Raw genomic sequence first — 13,536 nt, 5'->3', positions numbered from 1 at the left:
AGGCTCCGTCGGCGCGGGAACCCACAGACCGAGAAGCCGCAGGGACGACACGGGACAAGGCCGCAGGGAAAGGACGCTGCCCCGCCCAGGGGCCGGGAAGGCGAGATGGCATTCGAGTCGCGTTGGGACAGGACACTGGCTGCCGAGGAGATCACGAGCCGCGTCGCCAGCTTCCCGGGGGAGCTGCACGATGTGACGGACGCACGCCTGGTCGCGGAGGAGTTCCTCTTCGACCTGGCCCGGTTGCAGGCGCCGTCCGCTCCCGAGCACTGGGACGACATCCTCCTGGTCGTCACGGAGCTGGCCGCCAACGCGGTGCAGTACGCGCCGGGGCCGTTCGAGCTGCGGCTGCGCCGGACGTTCGACGGTGTGCACGTGGTGATGCACGACACGAGCACCACCGAGCCGGCCCCGCGGCCCTTCCACCCCAGTCACGGAGGGGGCGGGATCGGCTGGCACCTGATCCACACGCTGTGCGACCAGGTCAGTGTCGTCACGGGCGACGGCGGCAAGGACATCCACGTCTTCCTGCCGTGGTGACCGGCGCCGGTGAACCGGCGCCGGACCGGGCGGACGTGACGGGTCAGCAGGTGGGTCCCGTTCCGCCGGACAGTCCTCGGTAGTAGGCGCCCACGGAGGACAGGTACTCCGGGTCCTGCGTCTCGCTGTCGGTCCGGAACCGGGGCGCGGCCTTCACCTCCGCGCGCGTGCAGGCGAGCGTGATCCTCCGCTCCCCGGGGTCGACGCCCTCGACCACACCGACCGGCACGAGCAGGCTCCGGCCGAACACCCACACCCCGGTGTCGACGACCAGGTGCCGCATGCCGTGATGGTCGGCCTGCCGGTCCACGTGCCCGACGGTGCCGTCGCTCGCGGCGACGGTGTAGCCGGTCAGGTCGCGATCCCGGGCGGGACCCAGGTCCGACGCGTAGGACCAGATGGTGTCGTTGGGCACGCTGTCCCCTGCCTTTCGGTGCGTGACGGTTCCGTGGAGCCGGCGGCGCGGGGGGCGCGCGGTCGGGGGTGCGCGGTCCGCGCGGCTTCACAGCACCGGATACCCGGCTACCGGCCTGCGCATACACCGCGCCGGGCCCGGGAAACCCGAGTGCTCCCGCTTGCCCCCGGGACGGCCGGACGCGGGGACGCGAAACCTGTCCGATTACCCCGGCGGGGCCAGGTCATGCACGCCGTCCGCCACGTGTTCCGGCGCCCTCCCGCACGGGTGCCCGCGCTTTGGTCCGGGCCCGCGAACTGGGTTAGCCTTCGGCGTATTTCTCATCTGGCGAAGCCGTGAACTGCACAAACGCGGGCACGGCGGCCGGGTCGCGCGGCGGCCCGGCAGGGGTGGTCGAGTTCCCGTCGGCGGGGACTCCCGGGGAGCGGAACGAGGGTGCGCATGACCAGCGGCAACAGTCCCGAGAGCACCGACACGGTGCCCGGGGACCAGGAGCTGCTCCGGCTGCTGGCCGGGCTCACGGCGGTGCGGGACGGGGACTTCGGCACCCGGCTGCCCGACGACGCCGACGGACTCCTGGGCGACATCGCCAAGGTGTTCAACGGCATGGTGGACCAGCTGTCGGTGTTCACCTCCGAGGTCACCCGGGTGGCGCGCGAGGTCGGCACCGAGGGCACCCTGGGCGGGCAGGCGCAGGTGCCGGGGGTCTCGGGCACCTGGGCGGACCTGACCGACTCGGTGAACGCCATGGCGGGCAACCTGACCACCCAGGTCCGGGACATCGCCCAGGTGGCCACCGCCGTCGCGCAGGGCGACCTGTCGCAGAAGATCGACGTGGACGCGCGCGGCGAGATCCTGCAGCTGAAGAACACCATCAACACGATGGTTGACCAGCTCTCCGCCTTCGCCGACGAGGTCACCCGCGTCGCCCGCGAGGTCGGCACCGAGGGCCGGCTCGGCGGCCAGGCGGACGTGAAGGGCGTCAAGGGCACGTGGCGCGACCTCACCGACTCGGTGAACTTCATGGCGGGCAACCTGACCGGCCAGGTGAGGAACATCGCACTGGTCGCCACCGCCGTGGCCCAGGGCGACCTGTCGCAGAAGATCACGGTCGACGCGCGGGGCGAGATCCTGGAGCTGAAGAACACCATCAACACGATGGTCGACCAGCTCTCCGCCTTCGCCGACGAGGTCACCCGCGTCGCCCGCGAGGTCGGCACCGAGGGCCGCCTCGGCGGCCAGGCCCAGGTCCGGGGCGTCTCCGGCACCTGGAAGGACCTCACCGACAACGTCAACGTGATGGCGTCCAACCTGACCGGCCAGGTCCGCTCCATCGCCCAGGTGGCCACCGCCGTGGCCCGGGGCGACCTGTCGCAGCGGATCACCGTCGAGGCGGCGGGCGAGGTCGCCGCGCTGGCCGAGGTGATCAACACCATGGTCGACACCCTGTCGGCGTTCGCCGACGAGGTCACCCGCGTCGCCCGCGAGGTCGGCACCGAGGGCCGGCTCGGCGGCCAGGCCCACGTCTCGAACGTGGCGGGCACCTGGCGCGACCTCACCGACAACGTCAACTCCATGGCCAGCAACCTCACCGGCCAGGTCCGCAACATCGCGCTGGTCACCACGGCGGTGGCCCGCGGCGACCTGTCGAAGAAGATCGACGTGGACGCGCGCGGGGAGATCCTGGAGCTGAAGACGACCATCAACACGATGGTCGACCAGCTCTCCGCCTTCGCCGACGAGGTCACCCGCGTGGCCCGCGAGGTCGGTACCGAGGGCCGCCTCGGCGGGCAGGCCGAGGTGGAGGGCGTGTCCGGGACCTGGAAGCGCCTGACGGAGAACGTCAACGAGCTGGCCGGGAACCTGACCCGGCAGGTCCGGGCGATCGCCGCGGTCACCAGCGCGGTCGCCGAGGGCGACCTGACCCGCTCCGTCGACGTGGAGGCGTCCGGCGAGGTCGCCGAGCTCAAGGACAACATCAACTCGATGGTGGAGTCCCTGCGCGAGACCACCCGCGCCAACCAGGAACAGGACTGGCTCAAGACGAACCTGGCCCGGATCTCCGGGCTGATGCAGGGCCACCGCGACCTGCCCGTGGTCGCCGAACTGATCATGGACGAGCTGGTGCCGCTGGTGTCGGCGCAGTACGGGGCCTTCTACCTCGCCGAGGACGGCGACGAGGGGCCCGAGCTGCGGCTGGTCGGCTCCTACGGCTACCCCGACGACCTGCAGCGGCCCACCCGGATCGCCTTCGGACGCACCCTCGTCGGCCAGGCCGCGCGCAGCCGCCGCACGATCATGGTGGAGGACCTGCCGCCGGACTACGTCACCATCTCCTCCGGCCTCGGCCAGGTGGTGCCGACCGCGCTGGTGCTGCTGCCCATCGTGATGGAGGGTCAGGTCCTCGGCGTCATCGAGCTGGCCTCGGTGACCCCGTTCACCCAGATCCACCAGGACTTCCTGGCCCAGCTGATGGAGACGGTCGGCGTCAACGTCAACACCATCGTCGCCAACGCCCGGACCGACGAACTGCTCGCCGAGTCGCAGCGGCTGACCGGCGCGCTCCAGGAGCGGTCCGCGGAGCTGCAGGTGCAGCAGGAGGAACTGCAGCGCTCCAACGCCGAACTGGAGGAGAAGGCGTCGCTGCTGGTGGCGCAGAACCGGGACATCGAGGCGAAGAACCTGCAGATCGAGCAGGCCCGGCAGGAACTGGAGACGCGGGCCCAGCAGTTGTCGCTGGCGTCCAAGTACAAGTCGGAGTTCCTGGCCAACATGAGCCACGAGCTGCGCACCCCGCTCAACAGCCTGCTCATCCTGGCGCAGCTGCTCTCCCAGAACCCCTCGCGCAACCTGACCCCGAAGCAGGTCGAGTACGCGCAGATCATCCACTCGGCGGGTTCGGACCTGCTGCAGCTGATCAACGACATTCTCGACCTGTCCAAGGTCGAGGCCGGGAAGATGGACGTCAGCCCCGAGCGGGTGGAGCTGAGCCGGCTCATCGAGTACGTCGAGGCCACCTTCCGGCCGATGACGATGCAGAAGAGCCTGGACTTCACGGTGACCACCGCCCCGGGCGCGCCCGCGGACCTGCTCACCGACGACTCGCGGCTGCGGCAGGTGCTGCGCAACCTGCTGTCGAACGCGGTGAAGTTCACCGAGCGGGGCAGTGTCGAGCTGCGGATCGAACCGGCGGCGGAGGACGAGGTGCCGGCCGGCGTGCGGGGGCACGGCGCGGTGGTGGCCTTCCGGGTCCGCGACACCGGGATCGGCATCCCGGAGCAGCACCTGGAGACGATCTTCGGTGCGTTCCAGCAGGCGGACGGCACCACCAGCCGCAAGTACGGCGGCACCGGCCTGGGGCTGTCCATCACCCGCGAGATCGCGCACCTGCTCGGCGGTGCGGTGAGCGTGGACAGCGCGCCCGACCAGGGCAGCACCTTCACGCTGTTCCTGCCCGTGGCCCGGCCGGACTTCGAGAAGCTCACGCTCGGCCCCGGCACGGCCGTGCGGGGCGAGGCGTCCGTCCTCCCCGCCGACGCGCCGTCCCGGGCGGTCCCGGCCCTGGAGGGCGGCGGGGACGCGCAGCGGCGTCCGCGGCGGCTGCTGGTGGTGGAGGAGCGCCCGCGCGGCCTGCTCACGCTGGTCGCGGAGAGCGTCGTCCAGGACGTCGCCGGGGCCCGGGGCCACGGGGCGAGCCGGCCCGTGGTCGACATCATCACCGCCGTCGGTGCCCAGGAGGCGGCCGGCGCGCTGGCGGCCGAGCCGTGCCACTGCGTGGTGCTGGAGCTGGGCATGGAGGGCGAGGCGGCCAGCTTCCTGGAGGCGCTGCGGGGCGACGCCGCGCTGGCCGCCGTCCCGGTGCTGGTGCACAGCGGCCACCGGGCGGACACCGCCATGGAGGAGACGCTGCGCTCGCGGGCGGCGGGCACCGCGCTGGAGTTCCTCTCCAGCCTGGACGAGCTGCGGGAGCGCATCGCGCTGCACCTGTCCGCCGAGGAGCCCGGCGACGTGCTGTCCCTGGTCCGGCCGGACGACCCGCAGCGGCAGACACCGGATCCGGTGGTGGACGACTCGCACGCCGGCCGCACGGTCCTGGTCGTCGACGACGACGCGCGCAACCTGTTCGCCCTCAGCGGGATCCTGGAGCTGCACGGCTTCCGGGTGCTGCACGCGGAGAACGGGCGCCGGGGCATCGAGACGCTGATGGCCAACCCGGACGTGGCGCTGGTGCTGATGGACGTGATGATGCCCGAGATGGACGGCTACACCGCGACGGAGGAGATCCGGGCCATGCCGCAGTACGCGGAGCTGCCGATCATCGCGGTGACGGCGAAGGCGATGCCCGGGGACCGGGAGAAGAGTCTCGCCTCCGGCGCCAGCGACTACGTCACCAAGCCGGTCGACACCCACGCCCTGATGGCGTGCGTCCGGCGCTGGCTGCCGGCGTGAGCCGCCCGCGCCCGTCCCGCCGCGCCCCAGGTCCCCGCAACCGAGGAGCATCCGCACCGTGAGCACCACCGACCGGCCGAGCCTTTCGCCGCACGAGGAGCCGCTGGACGGCACCGGCCTGCCGGCGGCCGCGCACCCGGCCGGGCCCGCCGGAGTGGCCGCGGACTCCCCCGTGGGACGTCTCGCGGCGACCGTGCAGCGGCTGAGCCGCGAAGTGCGGGCCGCCCAGGCGGAGGCCGAGGGGCGGGCCCTGCTGGAGCTGGCCAAGGGCATTCTCGTCGAGCGGCTGCAGTGCGGTCCCGCGCAGGCGGCCCGGCAGCTCGCCGAGCTGACCGAGCAGGCCGGGACCACGCCGCTGGAGTTCGCCGTCGAGGTCATCAACCAGGCGGCCCGGGACCGGATGTCGGAGGTCACCAGCGCGTTCCTGGCCGCCACCCGGGCGGCCGGGGAGGCGGAGGACGAGGCGGCGGCCGCCGTCCGGCTCCGCGCGGCGGAGAGCGGGGTCCTGGCGGCCGACGACACCCAGGCCGTCGCGGAGTCCCTGCTCCAGCACGCGCTGCGGCCGATCGGGGCGACGGCGGTCGCCATCTGGTCCGCGGGCTTCGACGGCTCGCTCACCCTGGCGGGCAGCGCCGGGTTCTCCCCAGCGGAGGCGGCGCGCTGGCGGTACGTGCCGCCGGACGTGGCGACGGTGGCCCGGTCGGGCCTGACCGAGCGGGACGGCCTGTGGATCGGCTCGCTGTCCGACACGGGCCTGCCCAGCGTCGGCCGGCACCAGCACCCCGACGGGGGCCGGGCGGCCGTGCCCGCGGGGACCGGCGGCCGGATCCACGGGGTGCTGGAGATCGCCTGGCCGGCGCCGCTGCCCGAACAGCCACCGCAGATAGTGCGCCAGGTGGAGGCGCTGGCGGAGCTGTGCGCGCACACGCTGGAGACGTACACGGCACCGGGCGACCCGGCCCAGCCGCCGCGGGTGCTGCCGGACGCCGCCGAGCTGATGGACCTGGCCGACGGGCTGCAGGACCCGGCTCTGGTCCTGGTGCCGCACCTGGACGCGTCCGGGAACCTGGTGGACTTCCGCATCCAGCACGTCAACGGCCGCTTCCAGGACCCGGCGGGCCGCTCCCGGGCGATGATCAGCGGGGTGCTGCTGCTGGAGGCCTACCCGCTGGCCGCCGGGGAGAGCGGGCTGTTCCAGCGGATCGAGCGGGTCTACGCGACGGGTGAGCCGTTCCGGGCCCGGCGCACGAACCTGACGGCGCTGGTCGACCAGGTCCCGCTGTCGGCGGTCGCGGACCTCAGCATCAGCCGGCACGGCTCCAGTGTGCTGTTCATCTGGCGGATCGAGGACGAGGCGGCCCGGCTGGCGAGCCTGCTCCAGCACGCCCAGCGCCTCGGCCGGATCGGCGGGTTCGAGGAGAACCTGCTCACCGGGGAGATCACCTGGAACGGCCAGCTGTTCGACCTGTACGGGCGTCCGCCGACGAGTCTGCCGGTGCCGCTGGAGGACCTTCCCGCGCACGCCCACCCCGACGACGCGGTGCCCATCGGCCGCTTCCTGCGGACGCTGATGCACCACGGGCGGCCGGCCTCGGCAGCCTTCCGGCTCCAGCGGCCCGACGGGGTGACCCGGCACATCCGGGTGGTCGCCGAGCCGGTCACCGACGCCGACGGCCGGGTGCTCACGGTGCGCGGCGCCTACCAGGACGTCTCGGCCCAGCACTGGACGGAGGTGGCGCTGGCCGCCACCCGGGACCAGCTCGCGCACACCGAGCAGCACGCCAGCGAGCGGGACCGGCTGGCGCTCCAGTTGCAGCAGGCCATCATGCCGCCCACCCAGGCCCCGCTGCGGGTGCCGGACCTGTCGGTGGCGGTCCGCTACCGGCCGGCGGAGGCGGAGCAGCTGGTGGGCGGCGACTGGTACGACGCGGTGGTCCTGCCGTCGGGGCTGGTGCTGCTGTGCGTGGGCGACGTCGCCGGTCACGGCATCGAGGCCGCGACCAGCATGGTCGTCCTGCGCAACGCGCTGCGCGGGCTGGCCGTCACCGGGGCGGGTCCCGGACAGCTGCTGTCCTGGCTCAACATCGTGGCCCACCACCTGACGGGCGCGGTCACCGCCACGGCCGTCTGCGGGCTGTACGACCCCGACGGGCGGACCCTGCGGTGGGCCCGCGCGGGCCATCTGCCGCCGGTGCTCGTCCGCGGTGACGGCGCCGCTCCCCTGCCGACGGTCAAGGGGCTGCTGCTGGGTGCGGTGCCGGAGGCCCACTACGAGGAGGCGGAGGTGACGCTGGCCGCGCAGGACACGCTGCTGATGTACACCGACGGCCTCATCGAGCGCCGCGACCGGACGATGGAGGAGGCGCTGACCCAGCTCCTGACGACGGTGGGCACCGCCCCCAGGTCGCTGGACCAGCAGCTGGACCGCATGCTCACGCACAGCAGGTCGGACACGGACGACGACACCTGCATCGTCGGCATCCGGGTGGGCTGATGAGGCGCGGAGTGGGCCGAGCCGGAGGACGGGGGTCCCGTCCGCCGGCCGCGGGGTCCGGCGGGGACCGTCCGTTCCCGCCGGGACCCGGGCCGGCCGGAGCCGGCTCCCCGCCGCCGCGGCCGGGCCGGGTTCCGTACGGGCGGTGCCGGGCATGAAACGCCGATCAGGGGGTACGCGCGGCTGCGCGGTGCGACTCGGCCGGTAGGTGAGGGAGTGCGGATGGCAGGCGGCGTGGGGGTTTCGGGCCCCGCAGCGGGGATGTGTCCTTGCAGGTCGTCGCCGTTGAGAGCTTGATCACTGCCGCGTCCCGGCCCCGTTCCGCGTGGCCCCCGGGGTGACCCCCGCCCCGGACGTCCGTACTTGTTGGAGGTACCCGTGCCCATTGCCCAGAACCCGCTGTCCGTCGAGGTGACCCTGCCCCGGGAGGACGTCGCCCTGCTCACGGTGGAGGGGTACTTGGACGTCGACACCGCGACCGAGTTCCAGCACCACCTGGCGAACCAGCTCCATCACGGCCGGCGCCACTTCCTGCTCGACCTGTCGGCCGTGCCCTTCATGGACTCCTCCGGCATGAACATCATCCTCCGCGTCTACCAGGAGGCCCGGGAGCTGCCGGGGAGCGTGCACATCATCTCCCCCACGTCCGCGGTGCGGCGCATCCTGGACCTGACCGGGGTGAGCATCACGGTCCCCGTCTCGGAGAGCGTGGACGAGGCGCTGGAGCGCGTGGACGGCATGCGGGACGAGAGCGCCCGGGAGGCCCCGGAGGGCTGAGCCGACCGGCCCGGCACGGACCGGGCCCCGCAGAGCAACACCACCACCCGACGGCGCGCCGCCGGCCGGTGCGCGCGGCCGGCGGCCGCACGGCCCGGTCGCCGCGCCCGCCGGTACGGGTGGGACATCGAGAAGACGAGGAGATGACAGGTGCCGGAGCACGAGGCGGACGGGGCGCTCGGGGCGCCGTCGCACGAGGTCGCGGACTTCCTGCGGCGACGACGGGAGCAGATCGCCCAGCGGTGGGCGGACGAACCCCTGTTCCGTACGGTGTTCACCGTCTCGCGGGACGAGGCCGTGGAGGCGGGCCGCACGGTCGTGGACGCCCTGGCCGAGGTCGCGGAGGCCGGGAAGGTCGAGGACCCGGACGCGGCGGGATTCAGCGGGGTGCGCGAGCAGCTCGCCCGGATGGGGGCGTCACGGTCGCGGGCCGGGCTGTCCTCGACGCAGGTGTCGGCGGAGCTGTCCGCCCTCTGGCCGCCGGCCGAGAACCTGCTGGTCGCGGACCTGGAGCAGGCGGAGCCGGAACGGCTGCGGAGCTGCTCGACCACGCTGAGCCGGCTGATGGGCACGCTGCGGCTGGTCGCGATGCAGACGGCGCTGACCGAGGGGCAGGCCCTCATCGACCGGCAGCGGCTGCAGCTGATGGAGGTCGCCACGCCGGTGATCAAGCTGTGGGACGGGATCGTGGCCGTCCCGCTGATCGGCACGCTGGACAGCGCCCGCAGCCAGGTCGTCATGGAGACCCTGCTGGACGCGGTGGTCGAGCAGCGCGCCCGGTTCGCGATCCTCGACATCACCGGGGTGCCGACCGTCGACTCGCTGGTGGCGCAGCACCTGATGAAGACCGTCGCGGCGGCCCGGCTGATGGGCGCGGAGTGCGTGGTCTCCGGCATCCGGCCGGCCATCGCGCAGACCATGGTCCATCTCGGACTGGACCTCGGTTCGGTCCTCACCCGGGCGAGCCTCGCCGACGCGCTGGGCTACTGCCTGCACGAGCTGGGCGCCGACATCGTGGCCGCGTCCCCGACGGCCGAGGGGCGGCGGTGAACGGAAACCCGTCGCACGGCGCCCCGGGCCAGGTGGCCGTGCCCGTCCTGCGGCTCGGCGACGTCCTGCTGGTCACCCTCCAGGGCGACCTGTACGACAGCACGGCACAGCAGCTCCAGCAGGACCTGGCGGAGACCATCGTGCGCAGCGGGGTCACCGGGGTCGTGATCGACATCTCCGGCGTGGAGATGATCGACTCCTTCCTGGGCCGGGTGCTCGCGGAGATCGCGGCGCAGACCGAACTGCTGGCCGCGCGGACGGTCGTGGCCGGCATGCGGCCGGCGGTCGCCATCACCCTGGTGGAGCTGGGGCTGACGCTGCCCGGCCTGCGCACGGCGCTGAACACGGAGGTCGCGCTGGAGATGCTCTCCCAGCCGGTCGTACGGTCCCGTCCGGGCGGCAGGCGCGGGGAGGGCGCGTAATGGACACGTCGGCGGGCGTGGACGCCTGCTTGCCGATCCGGTCGGACATGGACCTGGCGTGGGTGCGCCAGCACGTGCGGCAGTCGGCGGCCGCGCTCGGGTTCGGGCTGGTGGACCAGACGAAGCTGGTCACCGCCGCCAGCGAGCTGGCCCGCAACACCCTGGTGCACGGCGGGGGCGGCCGGATGGAGAGTGCGGCGATCAGCACCGCGGGCGTCGCCGGGCTGCGGCTGGTCTTCGTCGACGAGGGCCCGGGCATCGCGGACCTGGACCGGGCCCTCAGCGACGGCTACACCTCCGGCGACGGACTGGGCATGGGCCTGGGCGGGGCCCGGCGTCTCGTGCACGACTTCGCGGTGGACAGCTCCCCCGGGTCCGGAACCACCGTGCGGGTGACATCCTGGGTCTCCGGGCCTCCCCGGGTGCGGGAGGACGTCTGATGCCGCGCGTGTGGGAGGTGCCGGTGCGGGACTCGACCCGGGTGCGGGACGCCCGCGTCGCCGCCGAGGAGGCGGCCGCCGTGGCCGGGCTGGACGAGCGCCGGACCGCCGCGGCGGCGCTGGTGGCGACCGAGCTGGCCACGAATCTGCTGAAGTACGCGGAGGGCGGGACGATGCTGATCGACGTGGTGGACCCGCCCGTGCTGCCGGACGGTCCCGCGGCGCGGTCCGTGCAGATCGCCGCCGTCGACCACGGACCGGGCATGCCGGACGTGCCCACCGCCCTGCGGGACGGGTACACCACGACCCGTTCCCTGGGCGCGGGGCTGGGCACCTGCCGGCGCCTGTCCGACGACTTCGCCGTGCACAGCGCGCCGGGCCGGGGCACCGTGGCGGTGGCCCGCCTCTCCCCCGGCTCCCCGTCCGGTACGGCCGGGCGGGCCGCCGCCGGTCCCGGCGGGAGCGGGGCGTGGCGGGCGGCGGGCGTGCGCGCCGGGGGCGTGAACATCCCCTACGCCTCGGCCACGCATTCCGGGGACGCGTGGGCCTGGCACCGGCACGGCGACCGCTGCACCCTGCTGCTCGCCGACGGGCTGGGCCACGGCACCGAGGCCGCGCGGGCCTCGACGGCGGCGGTGGAGGCGTTGCGCCGGTGGGCGCACCTGCCGCCCGCCGAGATCCTGGGGCGGCTGCACGAGGCGCTCGCCGGGACCCGGGGGGCCGCCGTCGCGGTCGCCCAGGTGGACGGGCGCGCCGAGCGGCTGCGGTTCGCGGGGATCGGCAACGTGGGGGCCCGGCTGCGCGAGGGCGACCGGTGGCGGGCGCTGCTGTCGAGACCCGGCATCGTCGGCGTCCACCGGCCCGGCCGGGTGCGGGAGGACGACCTGCCGTGGACCGCCGACAGTCTGCTGATCCTGCACAGCGACGGCCTGACGAGCCGCTGGAGCCCCTCCCCCGACGCCGGGCGGCCGGCGACCGACCCGGCGGTGACCGCCGCGGTGACGATCCGGGACGCGAGCAGTTCCGCCCTGCCGGTCCGGGACGACACCGCCGTCGCCGTCCTGGCCCCCGACCCCCCGGACCGCCCATGACCCGGACGTGGCGCATCACCGGCACCGCCGACGCGGCCGGCGCGCGGGCCGCCGTGGGGCGGGCCGCCGCCCGCTGCGGCGTGCCGGCGGTCGAACGGGCCCGGCTGGCGGCGTCGCTCACCGGCCGGCTGCGGCAGTGCCTGGCCAAGGGCGGCACCTGGGTGCTCACCCTGGACCTGCCGTCCTCCGCGCCGGGCGCGGGGTCGCTGCGCGCGGTGCTGACGCCGCCGCCGGAACTGGCCGCGGCCGGGCAGATCCCGTGGGAGGTCGCGGTCGCCGCGCCGGAGCCGGCCGCGGGCGCCCCGGAGGAGGGGGCCGCCGACCCGGCCGAGGCGCTGCTGGACGCCGACGACGACACGGCCGCCGTACTGGACGAGCTGACCGCGCAGGAGGCGCTGGTCGCCTTCCACCGGGAGGAGCTGCACCAGACGAACCAGGGCGTGCTGGCGCTGCACGCCGAGCTGGACGCCGCCGGGCGGGCGCAGCGCACGGCGTTCGCCGCGGAGCGCAGGGCGCGCAAGGAGGCGGAGAACGCCCGCCGCCGGCTGACGTTCCTGGCGGACGCGAGCGCCGTGCTGAACGCGTCGCTGAACCTCGACGAGATCGTGCGCCGGCTGCCGGAGCTGCTGGTGCCGTCGTACGCCTCGTGGGTCGACGTGTGGCTGTTCGACGACGAGAGCGAGCAGGTGCACCCGGCGTCCCACGCCGCCGCCGCGGTCCGCGCCGCCCGCACCGGGCGCCCGCAGTACGCGGCGAGCCACCCCGGCGGGCTGCCGGGGGTCGACGACCAGCCCCCGTCGGCGCTCGACCCGCAGCGGCCGCTGCTGTGCGTGCCGCTGCTGACCCGGCGTGCCCCGCTGGGCGTGCTGACCCTGTCGCCGCCCGGGGAGCGCTGGGCGCCCGACGACGCGGTCATGCTGATCGAGCTCGCGCGGCGGGCCAGCATCGCCCTGGACAACGCGCGGCGCTTCGAGCACAACCGGGACATCGCGCAGACCCTGCAGCGCGCCCTGCTGACCGAGCTGCCCCACATCCCGCGGCTCGGCCTGGCCGCGCGCTACCTCCCGGCCACCCACGGGCTGAACATCGGCGGCGACTGGTACGACGCGTTCCGGGGCCCGGACGGCAGCCTGCTCACCGTGGTCGGTGACGTCACGGGGCACGGGCTGCACGCGGCGGTGATGATGAGCCAGCTGCGCACCGCGCTGCGCGCCTACGCCGTCGACGGCAGCAGTCCCGGCCGGCTGCTGACCCGGCTGCACCAGTTCCTGCACCAGCTCCAGCCGGACCTGTTCGCCACCGCCGTCATCGCGCGGTTCCATCCGGAGGAGCCGACGCTGACCTGGGCCGCCGCCGGCCACCCGCCGCCGGTGCTGCGGCTGCCCGACGGGCGGGTGCGCATCCTGGACGCCAAGCCGGGCGCGATGCTCGGCATCCCGCTGCACCAGGAGATCGCCGACCACACCGAGCCGCTGGTGCCGGGGTCGACGCTGGCGCTGTACACCGACGGGCTGGTGGAACGGCGCGCGCAGGGCATAGACCCGGGCATCGCGCGGCTGTCGGCGGCGCTCGGCTCCCTCGGCACCGCCGGACTGGACGCCGATCCGGACGCGTCCGCGGACCGGCTGCTGAGCCCGCTGCTGAGCGATTCCGAACGCGACGACGACATCTGCCTGCTGCTCTGTCACCTGCACGGGTGAACGGCGGCGGCCGGGCCCTTCCCGGGGCCCGGTGCCGCCGCTCCCTGCGGCCGGGCCGCCGTCCCCGGCCCCGCCGGCCGCCCTCTCCCGGTGCGCCCGCGCCCGGCTGCGGGCATCGTGGTGCGATACGGGGGCACGCGAAGGGCGTCGACGTACGA

General features: G+C 74.4%; 10 protein-coding genes. 9 read left to right on the top strand and 1 reads right to left on the bottom strand.

The features are described 5' to 3' along the window. Positions 1-105: 105 nt before the first annotated feature. Positions 106-540 carry an ATP-binding protein gene (locus ACSU53_RS28785; RefSeq protein ID WP_437032441.1) on the top strand — a complete coding sequence of 145 codons (435 nt, stop codon included), beginning with the start codon at positions 106-108 and terminating at the stop codon, positions 538-540. 43 nt (positions 541-583) lie between these two features. Here the strand turns inward: ACSU53_RS28785 and ACSU53_RS28780 are convergent, their stop codons facing one another. Continuing rightward, on the bottom strand, positions 584-955 hold the full coding sequence (locus ACSU53_RS28780; RefSeq protein ID WP_437032439.1) for a PRC-barrel domain-containing protein: 372 nt from the start codon (positions 953-955) through the stop codon (positions 584-586). 441 nt (positions 956-1,396) lie between these two features. Between ACSU53_RS28780 and ACSU53_RS28775 the strand changes: the two genes are divergently transcribed. The 8 genes from ACSU53_RS28775 (at position 1,397) to ACSU53_RS28740 (ending at position 13,378) form a co-directional block, all read left to right on the top strand. Beyond that, entirely contained in the window at positions 1,397-5,404 is a 4,008-nt protein-coding gene (locus tag ACSU53_RS28775; RefSeq protein WP_437032437.1) for a HAMP domain-containing protein, read from the top strand. A gap of 118 nt (positions 5,405-5,522) precedes the next feature. Next, positions 5,523-7,898: a SpoIIE family protein phosphatase gene (locus ACSU53_RS28770; RefSeq protein ID WP_437033465.1), complete on the top strand. Its 2,376-nt coding sequence runs from the start codon at positions 5,523-5,525 to the stop codon at positions 7,896-7,898. Between the two features lie 378 nt (positions 7,899-8,276). Then, positions 8,277-8,675 carry an STAS domain-containing protein gene (locus tag ACSU53_RS28765; protein WP_437032436.1) on the top strand — a complete coding sequence of 133 codons (399 nt, stop codon included), beginning with the start codon at positions 8,277-8,279 and terminating at the stop codon, positions 8,673-8,675. 150 nt (positions 8,676-8,825) lie between these two features. Next, complete coding sequence (locus tag ACSU53_RS28760) at positions 8,826-9,725, top strand: STAS domain-containing protein (protein WP_437032434.1); 900 nt, start codon at positions 8,826-8,828, stop codon at positions 9,723-9,725. Further along, the gene (locus ACSU53_RS28755; protein WP_437032432.1) at positions 9,722-10,147 is read left to right on the top strand and encodes an STAS domain-containing protein; all 426 of its coding nucleotides are present in this window, start codon (positions 9,722-9,724) and stop codon (positions 10,145-10,147) included. The genes ACSU53_RS28760 and ACSU53_RS28755 overlap by 4 nt, the downstream gene beginning before the upstream one ends. Further along, complete coding sequence (locus ACSU53_RS28750) at positions 10,147-10,587, top strand: anti-sigma regulatory factor (RefSeq protein ID WP_437032430.1); 441 nt, start codon at positions 10,147-10,149, stop codon at positions 10,585-10,587. Before ACSU53_RS28755 ends, ACSU53_RS28750 begins: the two co-directional genes overlap by 1 nt. Beyond that, positions 10,587-11,678 carry a SpoIIE family protein phosphatase gene (locus ACSU53_RS28745; protein WP_437032429.1) on the top strand — a complete coding sequence of 364 codons (1,092 nt, stop codon included), beginning with the start codon at positions 10,587-10,589 and terminating at the stop codon, positions 11,676-11,678. Before ACSU53_RS28750 ends, ACSU53_RS28745 begins: the two co-directional genes overlap by 1 nt. After that, on the top strand, positions 11,675-13,378 hold the full coding sequence (locus tag ACSU53_RS28740; RefSeq protein ID WP_437032427.1) for a PP2C family protein-serine/threonine phosphatase: 1,704 nt from the start codon (positions 11,675-11,677) through the stop codon (positions 13,376-13,378). Before ACSU53_RS28745 ends, ACSU53_RS28740 begins: the two co-directional genes overlap by 4 nt. Positions 13,379-13,536 lie beyond the last annotated feature (158 nt).

The sequence above is a fragment of the Streptomyces sp. enrichment culture genome, from assembly GCF_964273255.1.
GTDB lineage: Bacteria > Actinomycetota > Actinomycetes > Streptomycetales > Streptomycetaceae > Streptomyces.
This window is presented reverse-complemented; position numbering and strand designations above follow the sequence as displayed.